Here is a 15,601-nt window from a genome sequence, read left to right as displayed (position 1 = left end):
CTCCGGGCCTCAGGCCCGCGTCATCAAGGGATGGACCAGCAGGCCGATCAGGGCGGCCGCCAGCACGATGGCCGGCTCCTGCACCTTCTTGAACCGCCACAGCACGGCGGCAGTCACCAGCGCCAGCGCGGCGGTCACCCCATCGGTGATGGAGCGTTGCCCGATCACCACCACCGCGCCTGCGATCGCGCCCACCGCGGCCGCGGTCACGCCATCGACAAAAGCGACGATCGCCGGGCGCTTGCCATGCTTCTTGAAATACGGCGCGGGGATGATGGTCAGCAGGTAGCAGGGCAGGAAGGTGGCCAGCGCCGCCACCACCGCGCCCCAGAAGCCGGACACCAGGTAGCCGATGAAGCCGGTGGTGATGACCACCGGCCCGGGCGTGATCATCGCCACCGCCACCGCATCGACGAACTGCCGGTCGGTGAGCCAGCCGTACTCCTTGACCACGCCGCTGTAGAGGAAGGGCACGATCGCCAGGCCGCTGCCGAAGACGAAGCTGCCGGCATAGGTGAAGTACAGCGCGATCTGCTTGAGCTTGTCGGGGTCCAGCGAGCCGAGGGCGAAGAAGCCGGCCACCGGCGCGCCCAGGCCCTGCACGCTGCTGCGCTTGAGCCAGGCCGGCGGCACCCGCACCAGCCACACCAGCACGCCGGCGCCAAGGAACAGCCAGATCACCTCGGACTGCGTGGCGATCGTGACCCCCGCGCTGACGAGGAAGATCGCCCACAGCAGCTTGTCCTTGCCGATGTTCTTGGTGGTCAGCTTGTAGGCGCTCATCGCGATGATGCCGATCACCGCGGCGCCCACGCCGTAGAACACCGCCTGCATCCAGCCGATGCCGCCGAAGGCGGTGTACGCCGCGCCCAGCGCCACCACCATCAGGAACGAGGGCAGCACGAAGGCCAGGCCCACCAGCGTGGCACCGAGCACGCGGTGGTGCACGAAGCCCAGGTAGATGGCGAGCTGGGCGGCCAGCGGCCCGGGCATCAGCTGCGCAATGGCCATGCCTTCCTTGTAGTCGGCCTCGGTCATCCAGCGGCGCTTCTCCACGAGGTCGCGGTACATGTAGCCCACCAGCGCCACCGGGCCGCCGAAGCCCCAGGTGCCCAGGCCCAGCATGTAGGCCACCAATTGCCAGAGGGTGTAGGGGGCCGGTGCCGGCGGTGCGTTGGATGCAGGGGTGTCGTTCACGGTGATGGTCTCAAGCGTTGGTCCCGGCCCGCGGGCGGCCATAGTGGGCGTACAGGGAATCGAGCACGGCGCTCATCTCGGCCAGCAGGGCATCGTCGTCGTCCAGCCGTTCGTGCGCACCCGCCAGCACGGCTTCGAAGCCCGCCGCTTCGGGCACCGGCTCGCCGCCCACGTCGAGCTGGTGGACCATGGCGGCCAGGCGTGCCAGCGCGGGGTCGTCCTCGAGCCCGAAGCTGGCCATCAGGGTCTCGAAGGTGACCCGGTCGCCCACGTGGGTGAAGGCCGCGCCGTCGAAGTCGAAACCGAGGGCGCTCCTGGGGCAGTCCGAAGGTTGGGCCAGCCACTTGAAACGCGCGTCGGTGTCGATGAAGCGGCGGATCAGCCAGGCGCTGGCCACGCGGTCCACCCACGGGCGGCGGCGCGTGGCCCAGGTGCGGCCGCGGTAGGCCTGGCGGTCCAGGCGCGGCACCTGGCCGGCTGTGTCCTGCGGCTCGTCGGGCGACAGCAGCTGCGCGATGCGCTTGGCCAGCGCCAGCCACTGCGCAGCGGCCTCGGTGCTGGCGTCGGATGGAAAGAAGTCGATCTGCTGCAGCGCTTCGTAGTCGCGCTGCAGCTTGCGTTGCAAGCGCACCAGCTCGGTGGGGGACAGCCGTGCCAGGGACCGGTTGGCTTCCTTCCAGCTCTTGCGCAGTTCGGAGTAGTCCTCCTGGCGGTCGAACAGCTGCCGGTAGGCCGCGGCTTCGTCCGGCGAGCGCGCCTGCACGGCCATCAGCCAGGCCACGCCGCCCTCGCGCGTGCACTCGTCGCCCAGCTCGCGCAGCGCCAGCTCGCGCTGGCCCCCCGCGGGCAGCAGGTAGGCACCATCACGCAAGGCCATGCACCCCAGCGCCTTGAGGCCGCGCCACACCCGCATGCGGGCGGTGGCACTCTGGGTGGGCAGGGACACCACGAGGAGCAGCCAATCCGGAAGTGCTGGAGACGCGCCAGGAATCATGTCGCTAATATAACTGCAATGTAGCGTATCCTACAAAGATGTCAGATGAGCGCGCAATCCTGCTGGCCCGCGGCCTTCGCGCCCTGGTCGATGGCTACATGGCGGTGCTGCTGCCGGCGTATCTGGTGGCGCTGGGGCTCGGCAGCCTGGAGGTCGGCCTGGTCGCCACCGCAACGCTGCTCGGGTCGGCCCTTGCGACGCTGGCCGTGGGGGCCTGGGGCCATCGGTGGGCTTCCCATGCCCTGCTGGCCGGGGCGGCGCTGCTGATGGCGGCCACCGGCGCCGGATTTGCGCTGGCCATGTCGTTCTGGCCCCTGCTCGTCGTGGCCTTCGTCGGCACCCTCAACCCGAGCGGCGGCGACGTGAGCGTGTTCCTGCCGCTGGAGCATGCCCGCCTGTCCGCCGCGGCCAGCGGGCATGCCAGGACGGTGCTGTTCGCGCGCTACAGCGTGGTCGGGGCGCTGCTGGCGGCGGTGGGCGCGCTGGGCGCCGGCCTGCCGGACCTGGTCGCGGCCTCGCTCGGCATCCCGCGCATCCTGGCGATCCGGGCCATGTTCGTGCTCTATGGGCTGGTCGGGCTGGTGGTGTGGTGGGTCTACCGGCCCCGGGCGGCAGCCGATGCGCCGGCCGCCGCGGCACCCGTCGCTGCGCTCGGGCCATCGCGCGCCATCGTGATGCGGCTGGCGCTGCTGTTCAGCGTGGACGCGTTTGCCGGCGGCCTGGTGGTCAACGCCTTGCTGTCGCTGTGGCTGCTACAGCGTTTCGGGCTCTCGTTGGGCGAGGCGGGCACGTTCTTCTTTTTTACGGGCTTGCTGAGCGCGGCCTCCCAGCTCGCGGCACCGGGGGTCGCGCGCCGCATCGGGCTGCTCAACACCATGGTGTTCACCCACATCCCGTCCAGCGTGTGCCTGGTGCTGGCGGCCTGGGCGCCCAGCCTGCCGCTGGCGCTGGGCCTGCTGTTGCTGCGCAGCGCGCTGTCGCAGATGGACGTGCCCACCCGCTCGGCCTACGTCATGGCCGTGGTCACGCCGCAGGAACGGGCCGCTGCAGCGAGCGCCACCGCCGTGCCGCGCAGCCTGGCGGCCGCGGTCAGCCCCGCGCTGGCGGGCGCGCTGTTTTCCAGCGGCTGGATCGCCGCGCCGCTGGTGGCCTGTGGCGTCCTGAAGATCGCCTACGACCTGGTGTTGTGGCGCTCTTGCCGCGGCCGTTCGCTGAGCGAGCCCGCATGAGCAGCCCGGCGGTGCATGCCCTAGCCTTGCAACGCCACCCGCCCCATCATCGGATCGCTGATGCTGGGCTCGCCGGTCTCCATGTGGCCGGCAAAACGCACCTCGAACGCTGAGTCGCCTTCGATGCTGATGCGCAGGTCGTACCAGCTGTGCTGCCGCTGCAGCAGCCAGCGCTGCGACGTCGAATCGCCGGGGCCCAGCAGGGCCGGCACTCGCTGCCCGGTGTAGCCGCAGTCCACGTTCACCGCGGCGGGCCTGAGGCCGTTGTTGCTCAGGGTGAGGATCAGTGTCTCGCGGCCCTCGTCGTAGCTGGCGCGCACGTCCAGCTGCGAGGGCCGTGCCCCCGCCACGCTGCCCTTGAAGGCGCGCAGGAAGCCGTTGGGGCCGTGCACGGTGATGTCGTATTCGCTGGCGCCGATGGCCACCAGCGGCCAGCTGTCGGACAGCAGGCGCTGCGGCTCCACCGTGTAGCTGCGCGGCGCATGCTGGCCCTTGGCCGAACGCACGTGGTACACGATGGCCGCGCGCCCCGTGTTGGCGAAGTCGATATGGAAGGCGCCGTCGCTCGCATGCAGGCGGCCGTGCACGCGCGGCACGTAGGGCAGGGGGCGCGCGGGCCGCACGCCGGGCTCCTGCACCGGCATCTGCGGGTTCGCAGGCGTGGCCAGCGGGTAGTTGGGGTGGCGCACCGAATCGGGCGGCAGGTAGGCCTGGGTGGTGGGCAGCGCCACCGGCCGCGCATGGGGCCGGGCGAAGTCGAAGCAGGAGGTGAGGTCGCCTGCCACGGCGCGGCGCCACGGCGTGATGTTGGTCTCCACCAGGCCCGGCTTCTCGTCGGCGAAGCGGGCCTCGATGAAGCGGATCAGCGAAGTGTGGTCGAACACCTGGGAGTTGACCCAGCCGCCCTTGCTCCAGGGCGAGACCACCAGCAGCGGCACCCGCATGCCCAGGCCGTAGGGCGCCTTGGGGTGCTGGCGGTCACCGGGGTAGATCTCGTTGACGGTGTCCACCGTGGACGCGCCCTGCGCGCGCGAGGCGGGCGGCGTGGGCGGCACCATGTGGTCGAAGAAGCCGCCTTCCTCGTCGTAGTGGATGAACAGCACTGTCTTGCTGAACACCTCCGGATGCGAGGCCAGGATGTCGATGAACTGCGAGATGTACCAGGCGCCGTAGTCGGCCGGGAAGTTGGGGTGCTCGGTGAAGGCTTCCGGTGCCGCGATGTAGCTCACCTGCGGCAGGCGGCCGTTCGCCACGTCGTCGCGGAAGATGTCCAGCAGCCGTATCGGGTCGCGGCCCAGGTCGTTGATGCGGGTGCCGGTCTTGGCGCGGTCGGCCAGGGGGCTGCCGGGATGCGCGTTCTGGTACTGGTGGAAGTACAGCAGCGCGTTGTCGCCGTAGTTGCCGATGTACGGGTCGCTGGTCCAGCCCCAGGAGCCGGCGGCGTCCAGGCCCACGCCCACGTCCTGGTAGACCTTCCAGCCGATGCCGGCGGCCTGCAGGCGCTCGGGGTAGGTGGACCAGTCGTAGCCCGCCTCGGCATTGGTGATCACCGGGCCGCCGCCGGCACCGTCGTTGCCCACCCAGCCGCTCCACAGGTGATACCGGTTGGGGTCGGTCGGGCCCATCAGCGAGCAGTGGTAGGCGTCGCAGATGGTGAAGGCGTCGGCCAGGGCGAAGTGGTAGGGGATGTCCTTGCGGGTGTGATAGGTCATGGACACCACGCCCTTGTGGGCCACCCAGCCGTCATGGTTGCCGGCGTTCCATGCCGCGTGCGTGTCGTTCCAGCCGTGCGGCGGATCCTGCAGGAAGGTCAGGCCCACGTTGTCCACCGGCGGGCGGAAGGGCAGCAGCTCGCCCGTGCCGTCCGGCTGGCACCACACCGGCTTGCCGCTGGGCAGGGTCACCGCCCGCGGATCGGCAAAGCCTCGCACGCCGCGCAAGGTGCCGAAGTAGTGGTCGAACGAGCGGTTCTCCTGCGTCAGGATGACGATGTGCTGCACGTCCTTGATCGTGCCGGTGCGCTGGTGCGCGGGCACCTCCAGCGCGCGCGCGATGCTGGCCGGCACGGCGCCAGCCAGCGTGCCGGAACCGAGCATCTTGAGGATGCTGCGGCGGGCGAGGCCTTTGGAGTTCGACATGGGGATCCCCCGGGTTGTGGGTTGTTGTGTGCAGGGCGCTGCGCGGCCAGCGCCTCATGGGCCCTTGCGGCAGCACGCATGCTGGGGCGGTGCGGTGACCTCGGCATGACAGGGCGATGACGGCAGCGTGACCCGGCTGCGCCATGGCCCGGTCGTCATGCGCGGTTGGCCTCAAAAACATGCGCCGGCCGCGGAAGCCGAATAGGGGTTGCCATCTGTCGATATTTCCATGATACTCAAATCATGGAAGAAGCCGTTGTCGTCCGCTCCCTCGCCGCCCTGGCCCACGGCCTGCGCCTGCAGGTGTTCCGCGCCCTGGTGGTGGCCGGCGCCCGGGGCATGACGCCTGGCGTGATGGCGGAGGGCCTGGGGGTCCCTGCTGCAACGCTGTCCTTCCACCTGAAGGAGCTCACGAACGCCGGCCTGGTGACGCAGGAGCGCCAGAGCCGCAACCTGGTGTACCGGGTGGCCTTCGAGCACATGAATGCCCTGCTGGGCTACCTCACCGAGAACTGCTGCAAGGGCGAGGCCTGTGTCGATACGGCCGCGTCCAAGCGGGCCTCCTCGTGCTGCTGAGGCGCCGCATGTCCACCTTCCTGGTACGCCATCTCTATCTGCTCGCCGTGGGCGGCAGCGTGGCCGTCTTCAGTGCCGCCCTGGCCTTGGGCTGGCCGCTGGAGGCGGTGGTGCTGGGCTGGAGCGTGCTGGTGCTGGCCACCGGTGCGCTGCTGGAGCGCAGGCACCCGTTCGACCCCTCGTGGCGCCAGTCGCAGGGCGATGTGGCGGTCGATGCGACCAGCGCGGCCGTGGTGATAGGACTGGTCGATCCGCTGGTGAAGGCGCTGCTGCCGGTGCTTGCGGTGGCGCTGCTTGCGCCTGCGGGCGGGCCTGCGGCGTGGCGGCTGGGCCCGTGGCCTCTTGCCCTGCAGGTCCTCGTGGCGGTGCTCTGGATCGAGTTCGCCAAGTACTGGTCGCACCGGGCCCATCATGAGGTGCCGGCGCTGTGGTGGCTGCATGCACTGCACCATGGCAGCGAGCGCCTGTACTGGCTGAACAACTTCCGCTTCCATCCGCTGAACCACCTGCTCAACACCACGGTGAGCCTGCTGCCCCTGCTGCTGCTGGGTGCGCCGAAGGAGGTGTTGCTGGGCGCGGTGGCGCTGACCCAGCCGGTGCTGATGCTGCAGCACCTGAACGTGCGCAGTGCGAGCGGCTGGCTGAACCACGTGTTCAGCACCAACGAACTGCACCGCTGGCACCACTCGGCCAGCCCGGCCGAGGCCAACTCCAACTTCGGCAGCGCCCTGGTGCTCTGGGACCATGTGTTCGGCACCTTCCGTCATCGCGCCGCCGACAACCGGCCGGCCCGCATCGGCCTGTTCGGTGACGGCGGCGGCTATCCCGCAAAGGCCGGCTACGTCCAGCAGCTGGCCTCCATGTTCACCCCCAGGTGCTGCCGGGTTTGACCCGCTGGCCCGCACTCTGATCAAGCCCGACCACCATGTCCATCACGATCTATCACAACCCGGCCTGTGGCACCTCGCGCAACACCCTCGCGATGATCCGCAACAGCGGCGTCGAGCCCGAGGTGATCGAGTACCTGAAGACACCGCCGTCACGCGAGACGCTGGCCGCCCTGCTCGGCGCCATGGGCATCGGCGTGCGCGAGCTGCTGCGGCGCAAGGGCACGCCGTATGAGGCGCTGGGGCTGGACGATCCGAAGTGGACGGACGAGCAACTGCTGGACTTCATCGTCGCGCACCCGGTGCTGATGAACCGGCCCATCGTGGTGACGCCGCTGGGCACGCGGCTGTGCCGGCCCTCCGAGCTGGTGCTGGACATCCTGCCGTCGCCGCAGCAGGGGCCGTTCACCAAGGAGGACGGCGAGGTGGTGATCGATGCGGCGGGGCGCCGGGCCGGGATCTCCAGGAACTGAAGGCGGCTGCAGCATGGACCTGCCCCGCAAGCTCACCAGCGAAGTGCTGGGCACCGCCCTGCTGCTGGCAGTCGTGATCGGCTCCGGCATCATGGCCGAGCGCCTGGCCGGCGGCAACGTCGCCGTCGCGCTATTGGCCAACACGCTCGCCACGGTGGGCGGGCTGTACATCCTGATCGAAGTCTTTGGCCCCATCAGCGGGGCGCACTTCAATCCCGCGGTCAGCGCCGTGATGGCGTGGCGAGGTGAGCTGCCGAAAACAGCACTGCTGCCCTACGTGGCCGCGCAGCTGCTCGGCGCCATGCTGGGCGCCTGGCTGGCCCATGCGATGTTCGACCTGCCGATCCTGCAGTGGTCGGCGAAGGTGCGTGCCGGCACCGGCCAATGGATCGCCGAAGCGGTGGCCACCGCGGGCCTGCTGCTGGTGATCCTGCGCGCCCCGGCAGGCCGCGCTGCCGCGATGGTGGCCGCCTACATCGGCTCGGCCTACTGGTTCACTGCGTCCACCTCCTTCGCCAACCCGGCGGCGGCCTTTGGCCGCATGTTCAGCGACAGCTTCGCGGGCATCGCTCCGGCCAGCGTGCCGGGCTTCGTGATCGCCCAGCTGCTGGGCGCCGCGATCGGGCTGACCCTCCACAGGCTCTTCGAACCCCGGCTTCACCCGGCGGGACATCCCAACGCGATCGAGGCCTCTGGCAGCGCGGAAGGTGGCGCGCCCGACGCCCGGCCTTCACCTCGCTGAGCCAACGCTCCGCAGGCCCACGCTGTCTTCCCTCGGTTGATCGAAAGGCATCCTCATGTCGCTGAAGAACGTCTCCCTTCGCCAGGCCGGCCCCTCGGACTGGCCCGCCATCCAATCCCTGCTGACCGCCAACCATCTGCCCCTCGAGGGCGCCGAAGAACACCTCGCCACCTTCGTGGTCGCCCTCAGCGGGAACGAGGTGGTGGGCGTCGCCGGCGCCGAGGTCTACGGTGCCGTGGCGCTGTTGCGCTCGGTGGCCATTGCGCCCGGCCTGCATGGCCAGGGCATCGGCGAGTCGCTGGTGCGCCTGCTGCTGCAGGAGGCCACGCGCCGCGGCATCGGGCAGGTGTTCCTGCTGACGACCACCGCGGCCGATTACTTCCCGAGGTTCGGGTTCGAGCCGCAGCCCCGCGAGCACGCGCCGCGGGCGCTGCAGGCTTCCGCAGAGTTCCAGGGCGCCTGTCCTGCCAACGCGGTGTTGATGGCCGTCACGCTGCGCCAGGCGCCGAAGGCACAGGGATCCTTGCCGGTCGCCATCCTGGGCGCGGGGCCGGTGGGCCTGGCTGCCGCGGCCCGGCTGATCGAACGAGGCATCGAGCCGCTGATCTTCGAAGCCGGTGCCTCGGTCGGCACGAACCTGACGGACTACGGGCATGTGCGCCTGTTCTCGCCTTGGCGCTACAACGTCGACGCAGCAATGGCAGCGATGCTCCAGCGCACAGGCTGGCAGCCGCCGCCCGAAGACTCGCTGCCGCTGGCCGGTGAGGTCGTCGAGCGCCTGCTGCGGCCCTTCGCCCAGCGACCCGAGGTGGCGCGGGCGCTGAAGCTCAACAGCCGGGTGCTGTCGGTGAGCCGCGAAGGCGTCGACAAGGTGAAGACGGCCGCTCGCGAGCAGGCGCCCTTTGTCATCCGGGTGATGGAGGGAACGGGATGGATGGAGTACCGGGCCCGCGCGGTGATCGATGCCACCGGCACCTGGGGCACCCCGAATCCACTGGGCGCGAGCGGCCTGCCGGCCATCGGCGAGGCGCAGAACAGGGACCGCATCGCCTACGGCATTCCCGACGTGCTGGGCCGCGAGCGCGGCCGTTATGCCGGCAAGCGCACCCTGGTGGTGGGCGCCGGGCACTCGGCGGCCAATGCGCTGCTCGGCCTGGCGGAGCTCGCGCGCATGGCACCGGGCACCCGCCTCGCGTGGGCGGTGCGCGGCGCCACGCCCACCCGCGTGTTCGGCGGCGGTCAAGCGGACGCACTGCCGGCGCGCGGGCGCCTGGGCAGCGACCTCAAGGCGCTGCGCGATGCCGGCGCGTTGGAGTTCTTCAGCGGCCTGCGCATCACCGCGATCCGGCGCGACGGCCACACGCTCACTGTCGAAGGCGATGACGCACGGTCGCAACCGGTGCGAGTCGAAGGCGTCGACGAGATCATCTGCGCGACCGGCCAGCGCCCGGACCTGTCGCTGGCGAGCGAGTTGCGCCTGAAGCTGGACCCGTGGCTGGAGTCCACCGAGGCACTGGGGCCGCTGATCGACCCCAACCTGCACAGCTGCGGCACGGTGCGGCCGCACGGCCACCGGGAGCTGTCGCATCCGGAGCCGGGCTTCTACACCGTCGGCGTCAAGAGTTATGGCCGCGCGCCCACCTTCCTGATGGCCACCGGCTTCGAGCAGGCGCGCTCGGTGGTGGCCGCGATCGCCGGCGATCTGGAGGCGGCCGACCGGGTTGAGCTCGAATTGCCCGAGACCGGGGTCTGCAGTGCCGGCGGCGCTGGAGTCGGCGCCGATGCGCCCGCGGCCGAAGGGGGCTGCTGCGGCGGCCCGGCCCAGGCCGACGCGTCGGCCTGCTGCGCGCTGGACGAAGCCAGGAAGGCCGAAGGCAAGTCGGGCTGCGGCTGCTCGGAACCGAAACCCGCCCAGCCGGCCCCGGCACGGGCGTCCGCCTCCTGCGCCACCGGCTGCGGGAGCGCACCGCCACCGCGGCAACGGGTCGGCTGCTGTGGCTGAGGCTTTGCTTCCATCGCAGACGCGTGTGGTGGCCACGCTGGGCGCGGCGCAGACGCTGGCCTGGGCGTCCTCGTACTACCTGCCCGCGATGCTGGCCGCGCCGATCGCGCACGACCTCGGCGTGGGCGTGCCCACCGTCTTTGCGGCTTTCACGCTCGCGCTGCTGGTGTCCGCGGCCGTCGGCCCCGCATCAGGGCGCCTGATCGACCTGCGCGGTGGCCGGCCGGTGTTGATGGCGACGAACGCGCTGTTCGCCGCCGGCCTGGTGGCGCTGGGCCTGGCACAGGACCGGCTCACGCTCTTTGCCGCCTGGGCCCTGCTGGGCCTGGCCATGGGCAGCGGGCTCTACGAAGCAGCGTTTGCCACGCTGGTGCGGCTGTACCACCAGGGCGCCCGCAATCCGATCACCGGCATCACGTTGGTCGCCGGTTTTGCCAGCACGGTGGGCTGGCCGCTGACGGCCTGGATGGAGGCGCACTTCGGCTGGCGCCAGGCCTGTTTCGGCTGGGCCGGGCTGCACCTGCTGCTGGGCCTGCCGCTGAATGCCTGGCTGCCGCGTGCGGCCCGGCAGCAAGTGGCGCCAGCATTGGCGGCCCCCGGCCTCCCCTCCGTTGCGCCTGCACCGGACGCATCTCACGGCACCCGGACGGCCCTGCTGCTGTCCTTCGTGTTCGCCACCACCTGGTTCGTCAGCACCGCGATGGCGGCTCACCTGCCGCGCTTGCTGCAGGCCGCGGGGGCCAGCCTGGCGGTGGCGGTCGGTGTGGGCGCGCTGGTGGGGCCGGCGCAAGTGGGCGGCCGCCTGCTGGAGTTCGGCGTGCTGAGAAAGGTGCATCCGCTGCTGTCCGCGCGCCTGGCGGCGCTGGCGCATCCACTGGGTGCGGTGCTGCTGCTCACCCTCGGCAGCCCGGTGGCCACCGCCTTTGCGGTCCTGCATGGGGCGGGCAACGGCATCCTCACCATTGCCAAGGGCACGCTGCCGCTGGTGCTGTTCGGTGCGGCGGGTTATGGCGCCCGGCAAGGCTGGATGATGGTGCCGGCCCGGGTGGCGCAGGCCTTTGCGCCCTTTGCTTTTGGCGTGGCTCTGGACCGCTGGGGGGCGGGCGCGGTGTGGTTGTCGTCCGGCTTGTCGCTGTCGGCGCTGGCGGCACTGCTGATGCTGCGTGGCGCCAGGCTGGCCGCGCAGGTGCCCGCGCCGCCGGCGTCCAAGGCGCTGTCCGCCTGAGGCGGCGCGCTATGGCCGGCCGCGGCGTCGGCGTGCAGCCGGGTCGGCGATGTCAGCCGCGCGTTGCCTTGGGGCGCCGCACCGCGCGCACCGTGCCGCTCGTTCCGCCGCCGCAGTAGAAGAGGGCGTCGCCGTCGGACTCCAGGCCGCTGATGCCAGTGCCTTCCGGCATCGCCAGCCGGTCCAGCACGGTGCCGGTGGCGGGGTCCACACGGCGCAGCTCGCTCTGGTCGCCTTCCCAGGTGCCGTGCCAGAGCTCGCCATCCACCCAGGTGACGCCGGTCACGAAGCGGTTGGACTCGATGGTGCGCAGCACCGCGCCGCTGGCCGGGTCGATCTGGTGGATCCGGCGGTCGCGGTACTGCCCCACCCACAGGCTGCCCTCCGCCCAGGCCAGGCCCGAATCGCTGCCATGGCCAGGCGCGGGAATCGATGCAACCACTTCGCCGGTGGCCGGGTCGATCTTGTCGATGCGCGCTTCGGCGATCTGGTACAGGTGCACCCCATCGAAGGCGGTGCCCGCATCGCTGGCGCAGGGGAGTGTGCGGCTGGGCTCGCCGCTGGCCGGGTCGAAGCGGACCAGCGCCGTGCCGGTGGCGGCCCACACCTGGCCGCCGTCATGGGTGACACCATGCACGCGGCTGGCACCGGCAAACGGCCCGTACTCGCGCACCACTTCGGCTGGGCGCACGGATGCCTCGGCAGGGTGGTGGAGGCTGGTGTCTGTCATGGCGATGCCTTGCTGGGTGGCGGGCGAGCGCCCCGTGGGGACGCGAGCAGCCACTCTACTCAGGCGGCAGCGCCGTGGGGAGTAACAAGATCGTCGTGAATCCGGCCAGCGGTGGCGCGAGCCAGCGCCGCGCACGCGCCAGGCCGACGGCGCGCACACGCCCGGCCGCTTCCAGCTCCGCGAGCGAACGCTGCACCGTGCGCTGGCTGTCGCCCAATGCGAGCGCCAGGGCGGAGGTGGACCAGGCGGCACCGTCGGCCAGCAGCGCGAGCAGCGACGCCGGGCCGCCATCGATCGGTGGCGCCAGCACGACGGTGGCGCGTCCGTCGGCTGGCGTGAGCACGAAGCCCCGCGCCGTGGCGTCGATGCGAGCCAGCCCCTTGAGCAGCGCGCGCAGGCGGCCCACCTCCACGCGCAAGCGCGCCCGGTGCGTCTCGTCCGGGCGCCGGGTGCGGAAGGCGCGTTCGATCAGCGCCTCGCGCGCGACACCGCCGCAGCCGCCCTCTGCGAGGGTGCGGGCCAGGGTGAACAGCACCGGCCGGCGCGCCAGTGGCACCCGGGCCTCCCCGGCGCGCAGCTCGTGCCGGCAGCCGTCCACCACCAATGCGCCCGAGGCCATGAGCCCGGCCACCTCGCCCAGCCGCAACAGCTGCTCGCCATCGTGGCCGACGCGCCGGGCCGCGGGGCGGTCCAGCGCGGCGCGCATCTCGGCCACCTCCGCTTGCAACGCCGGCACGCCGGCTTGTTCGGCGGCTTCCCGCGCCCGCTCGAGCGCGGCCTGTGCGTCGTCACTGCGCAGCGAGCGCAGGGCGAGCTCGGCACTGGTGAGCTCGGCCACCGCCACCAGCGCGGGCGGACCGCCCTGGGCCTGCACCTGGGCCAGCGCCGCCGCCGCTTCGTCCAACCGGCCCAGCAACAGCAGGCGCCGCACGCCGATCAGCCGTGCCTGCAGCGCGTTGGCCCGGTCGGCGCGTGCCTCCAGCTGCGTCGCGGCCAGGGCCAGTGCGCGCGGCGAGCCGGCGAGATCGCGCATCGCCAGCGCCACCTCGGCTTCGGCCACCACGCAGCGCGCATGCGCCAGCGTCTCATGGGCGCCAAAGGCGCGCGCGGCGCGCCGCAACAGATCACGCGCACGCGCATGCTCGCCCAGGTGGGCCATCGCAATGCCGCGCAAGGCCAGCGCCGGCGGGTCCTCGCGCAGCGCCACCCGCTTGAGCGCGCCCAGGGTGTCGCCCCCTGCGAGGGCGCGTGCGGCGGCGGCGATCAGGGAGTCCACGGAGGCGGAGGCTACCGCGCCCCGGCCGCCGGCGCAGCGCGCGCCTGCCCGTCACGCCGGCGCCATGGCCGCACGGCGCCCGAGTTCGGAGTTGCGCTCGCGCAGGAACTTCAGCAGTGCATCGGGATACGACGGGGCCACCGCACCCTCGACGGAGGGCCGCTGCGCCAGCGCGCCGCGCCAGGCCACCAGCCGAGGCAGGCCGGTCCACAAGCCGAAGTCCGCGATGCGGTCGATCACGTCGAAGTAGCGGAACACCGGCCCGAACACCGCGTCCACCACGCTGAAGCGCGGACCCTCGAAGTACGGGCCCTCGCCCAGCACGGCCTCGAGCTGCTCGAACATCTGGCGCAGCCCGTGGGCGCGGCTGGCCAGGGTGTCGGCCTCTGGCGCGTTGTACAGCCCGGCGATCGCGTTGAGCACACCGGAGCCGAACTCCATCCAGCTGCGGTGCTGGGCGCGGCGAAGCGGGTCCGTTGGGTGCAGCGCCGGCACCAGCGTGTCCTCCAGGTACTCGCAGATCACGGCCGATTCGAAGATCGCCTCGCCATCGACCAGCAGCACCGGCGTCTTGCCCAGCGGCGACACCGCGAGGAACCACGCCGGCTTGTGCGCCAGGTCGATGTCGCGGCGTTCGAAGGCCTGGCCTTTTTCGGCGAGCACGATGGCCGCGCGCTGCACATACGGGCACAGCGGATGCGACACCAGGGTGAGTGAAGTGGTCCCCATGTCAGTGCGCCGGTGCAAACGTCAGCCGCGTGCTGCGCTTGAGCGCGCCGGCGCCATCGCCCAGCAGCCACAGCGCGATCGACACGACGATCAGGAACACCGGGTACTCCCAGCCGCCGCCGGCGCTGGTGTGCACCCAGCCGTTGGGGCCATGCACCCAGGCGGCCACCACCATGATCGGCAGCAGCCCCACGGCCACCTGCCGCGCATACACACCGAACACCAGCGCCACGCCGCCGATCAACTCGGCCGCGAACACCGGATACGCCAGCACACCGGGGAAGCCAATGCTGGCGAAGTACTGGGCGGTGCCGGGCAGCGTGAACACCAGCAGCTTCAGCAGCGCATGGGAGATCCACATGACGCCCAGGCTGATGCGCAGCAGGGCGATGCCCAGGGGCGTGGAAGAGGAGGGGGAGTCCATCGTTGATCCTTCAGGAGGAGGTTGCGGTGAGCCCACTGTAGGATTGCAGAACCGAAGCGTGAATAGGCCAAAGGGCAAAGCATGATTGCATTGACGCAATACACCGTGAGTGCGGCCGACCTCGAGGTGGTGCTGGCCCTGGTGCGTGGCGGCACCCTGGCCGCCGCGGGGGAACGGCTGGGTGTGGACGCCTCCACCGTCTTCCGCAGCCTGCAGCGCCTGGAGCGTGGCCTGGGGCAGCCGCTGTTCGAACGCACCCGCGCGGGCTACGGCCCCAACGAGGTGGCCCGGCAGCTGAGCGAGCATGCGGAGCAGATGGAGGCCGCGCTGGAGGCGGCGCGCTCCACCCTGGCGCTGTCGCCGGCCCAGGTGTCGGGTGTGGTGCGCATCACCACCACCGACACCCTGCTGCATGGCCTGGTTGCCCCCGCCTTGCTGGGCCTGCAGCAGCAACACCCCTTGCTGCACTACGAGCTGCACACCGGCAACGAGCTGGCCAGCCTGACCCGGCGTGACGCCGACATCGCCGTGCGCGCCACCCGGCGCCCGCCGCAGCACCTGGTGGGCAAGCGGGTGGGCGCGATCCGCATGGCGCTGTATGGCGCCAAGCGGCCTGGGGGGCGGCGCGCGGCATCGATGGACGCTGCCGCGGCCGACTGGATCGCCCCCGACGATGCGCTGCCGGAGCATCCGTCGGTGGTCTGGCGCAAGCGGCACCTGCCGAAGGTGACACCGCGCTATCGCGTCAACAGCATCCTGTCGGTGCTGGAGATGATCGGGCTGGGCCTGGGCGTGGGCATCGTGCCGCTGTTCCTGGCCGAGGGCCGCAAGGACGTGGTGCGCCTGGGCGAGCCGCTGGAGGAAGCCCAGACCGACCTGTGGGTGCTCACGCATCCGGAGTCCCGGCATCTTCGGCGGGTGTCCGCCGTGTACGGCCACCTCGCGCAGTCGCTGGTGATGCCGTAGCGCCGGGGTTCCC

The 15,601-nt window shown here is 71.3% G+C and carries 15 protein-coding genes; 8 read left to right on the top strand and 7 right to left on the bottom strand.

The features are described 5' to 3' along the window. Positions 1-9: 9 nt before the first annotated feature. Positions 10-1,125 carry a chromate transporter gene (locus VPH43_RS02760; protein WP_442909195.1) on the bottom strand — a complete coding sequence of 372 codons (1,116 nt, stop codon included), beginning with the start codon at positions 1,123-1,125 and terminating at the stop codon, positions 10-12. Positions 1,126-1,207: 82 nt separating this feature from the next. Continuing rightward, the gene (locus tag VPH43_RS02755; RefSeq protein ID WP_328576110.1) at positions 1,208-2,191 is read right to left on the bottom strand and encodes a chromate resistance protein ChrB domain-containing protein; all 984 of its coding nucleotides are present in this window, start codon (positions 2,189-2,191) and stop codon (positions 1,208-1,210) included. A gap of 38 nt (positions 2,192-2,229) precedes the next feature. Between VPH43_RS02755 and VPH43_RS02750 the strand changes: the two genes are divergently transcribed. Continuing rightward, positions 2,230-3,420 carry an MFS transporter gene (locus tag VPH43_RS02750; RefSeq protein WP_328576109.1) on the top strand — a complete coding sequence of 397 codons (1,191 nt, stop codon included), beginning with the start codon at positions 2,230-2,232 and terminating at the stop codon, positions 3,418-3,420. A gap of 20 nt (positions 3,421-3,440) precedes the next feature. Here VPH43_RS02750 and VPH43_RS02745 read toward each other — a convergent pair whose 3' ends face one another. After that, entirely contained in the window at positions 3,441-5,558 is a 2,118-nt protein-coding gene (locus VPH43_RS02745) for a phosphocholine-specific phospholipase C (RefSeq protein WP_328576108.1), read from the bottom strand. Between the two features lie 243 nt (positions 5,559-5,801). Here VPH43_RS02745 and VPH43_RS02740 point away from each other — a divergent pair, with 243 nt between their 5' ends. Genes VPH43_RS02740 through VPH43_RS02715 form a run of 6 tightly spaced genes read left to right on the top strand, consistent with a single transcriptional unit; the run spans position 5,802 to position 11,463 of the window. Next, positions 5,802-6,134 carry an ArsR/SmtB family transcription factor gene (locus VPH43_RS02740; RefSeq protein WP_328576107.1) on the top strand — a complete coding sequence of 111 codons (333 nt, stop codon included), beginning with the start codon at positions 5,802-5,804 and terminating at the stop codon, positions 6,132-6,134. 8 nt (positions 6,135-6,142) lie between these two features. Next, a complete protein-coding gene (locus VPH43_RS02735) occupies positions 6,143-7,024 on the top strand; it encodes a sterol desaturase family protein (RefSeq protein ID WP_328576106.1) in 882 nt (293 codons plus the stop codon). A 35-nt stretch (positions 7,025-7,059) separates the two neighbouring features. Further along, entirely contained in the window at positions 7,060-7,494 is a 435-nt protein-coding gene (gene arsC / locus VPH43_RS02730; RefSeq protein WP_328576105.1) for an arsenate reductase (glutaredoxin), read from the top strand. Positions 7,495-7,507: 13 nt separating this feature from the next. Continuing rightward, positions 7,508-8,236 carry an MIP/aquaporin family protein gene (locus tag VPH43_RS02725; protein ID WP_328576104.1) on the top strand — a complete coding sequence of 243 codons (729 nt, stop codon included), beginning with the start codon at positions 7,508-7,510 and terminating at the stop codon, positions 8,234-8,236. Between the two features lie 55 nt (positions 8,237-8,291). Next, positions 8,292-10,238 (top strand): arsenic resistance N-acetyltransferase ArsN2, encoded by a 1,947-nt coding sequence (gene arsN2 / locus VPH43_RS02720; protein ID WP_328576103.1) that lies wholly within the window; start codon positions 8,292-8,294, stop codon positions 10,236-10,238. A 37-nt stretch (positions 10,239-10,275) separates the two neighbouring features. Continuing rightward, the gene (locus VPH43_RS02715; protein ID WP_442909194.1) at positions 10,276-11,463 is read left to right on the top strand and encodes an MFS transporter; all 1,188 of its coding nucleotides are present in this window, start codon (positions 10,276-10,278) and stop codon (positions 11,461-11,463) included. 52 nt (positions 11,464-11,515) lie between these two features. On the opposite strand, the gene VPH43_RS02710 is transcribed toward VPH43_RS02715, so the two are convergent. Genes VPH43_RS02710 through VPH43_RS02695 form a run of 4 tightly spaced genes read right to left on the bottom strand, consistent with a single transcriptional unit; the run spans position 11,516 to position 14,622 of the window. Then, positions 11,516-12,193, bottom strand: coding sequence for a Vgb family protein (locus tag VPH43_RS02710; RefSeq protein WP_328576102.1), 678 nt, complete (start codon positions 12,191-12,193; stop codon positions 11,516-11,518). Positions 12,194-12,248: 55 nt separating this feature from the next. Further along, entirely contained in the window at positions 12,249-13,469 is a 1,221-nt protein-coding gene (locus VPH43_RS02705; RefSeq protein ID WP_328576101.1) for a helix-turn-helix domain-containing protein, read from the bottom strand. 51 nt (positions 13,470-13,520) lie between these two features. Further along, positions 13,521-14,198, bottom strand: a complete 678-nt coding sequence (locus tag VPH43_RS02700) for a glutathione S-transferase family protein (RefSeq protein ID WP_328576100.1) — start codon at positions 14,196-14,198, stop codon at positions 13,521-13,523. 1 nt (position 14,199) lies between these two features. After that, positions 14,200-14,622, bottom strand: coding sequence for a DoxX family protein (locus VPH43_RS02695; RefSeq protein WP_328576099.1), 423 nt, complete (start codon positions 14,620-14,622; stop codon positions 14,200-14,202). 81 nt (positions 14,623-14,703) lie between these two features. Between VPH43_RS02695 and VPH43_RS02690 the strand changes: the two genes are divergently transcribed. Continuing rightward, on the top strand, positions 14,704-15,588 hold the full coding sequence (locus VPH43_RS02690) for a LysR family transcriptional regulator (protein ID WP_328576098.1): 885 nt from the start codon (positions 14,704-14,706) through the stop codon (positions 15,586-15,588). The last annotated feature ends 13 nt before the right edge of the window (positions 15,589-15,601 follow it).

Origin of the sequence: Ideonella sp. BN130291 (assembly GCF_036231905.1) — a bacterium.
Taxonomy (GTDB): Bacteria; Pseudomonadota; Gammaproteobacteria; order Burkholderiales; family Burkholderiaceae_C; genus CAMLIZ01.
The sequence above is the reverse complement of the archived record's forward strand: the minus strand, read 5'-3'. Positions and strand labels throughout refer to the sequence as shown.

Coding starts and splice junctions, on each gene's coding strand:
- VPH43_RS02710 (WP_328576102.1), bottom strand. CDS start 12,193: ATGACAGACACCAGCCTCCACCACCCTGCCGAGGCATCCGTGCGCCCA.
- arsC (WP_328576105.1), top strand. CDS start 7,060: ATGTCCATCACGATCTATCACAACCCGGCCTGTGGCACCTCGCGCAAC.
- VPH43_RS02695 (WP_328576099.1), bottom strand. CDS start 14,622: ATGGACTCCCCCTCCTCTTCCACGCCCCTGGGCATCGCCCTGCTGCGC.
- VPH43_RS02725 (WP_328576104.1), top strand. CDS start 7,508: ATGGACCTGCCCCGCAAGCTCACCAGCGAAGTGCTGGGCACCGCCCTG.
- VPH43_RS02690 (WP_328576098.1), top strand. CDS start 14,704: ATGATTGCATTGACGCAATACACCGTGAGTGCGGCCGACCTCGAGGTG.
- arsN2 (WP_328576103.1), top strand. CDS start 8,292: ATGTCGCTGAAGAACGTCTCCCTTCGCCAGGCCGGCCCCTCGGACTGG.
- VPH43_RS02740 (WP_328576107.1), top strand. CDS start 5,802: ATGGAAGAAGCCGTTGTCGTCCGCTCCCTCGCCGCCCTGGCCCACGGC.
- VPH43_RS02745 (WP_328576108.1), bottom strand. CDS start 5,558: ATGTCGAACTCCAAAGGCCTCGCCCGCCGCAGCATCCTCAAGATGCTC.
- VPH43_RS02755 (WP_328576110.1), bottom strand. CDS start 2,191: ATGATTCCTGGCGCGTCTCCAGCACTTCCGGATTGGCTGCTCCTCGTG.
- VPH43_RS02700 (WP_328576100.1), bottom strand. CDS start 14,198: ATGGGGACCACTTCACTCACCCTGGTGTCGCATCCGCTGTGCCCGTAT.
- VPH43_RS02735 (WP_328576106.1), top strand. CDS start 6,143: ATGTCCACCTTCCTGGTACGCCATCTCTATCTGCTCGCCGTGGGCGGC.
- VPH43_RS02750 (WP_328576109.1), top strand. CDS start 2,230: ATGTCAGATGAGCGCGCAATCCTGCTGGCCCGCGGCCTTCGCGCCCTG.
- VPH43_RS02760 (WP_442909195.1), bottom strand. CDS start 1,125: ATGCTGGGCCTGGGCACCTGGGGCTTCGGCGGCCCGGTGGCGCTGGTG.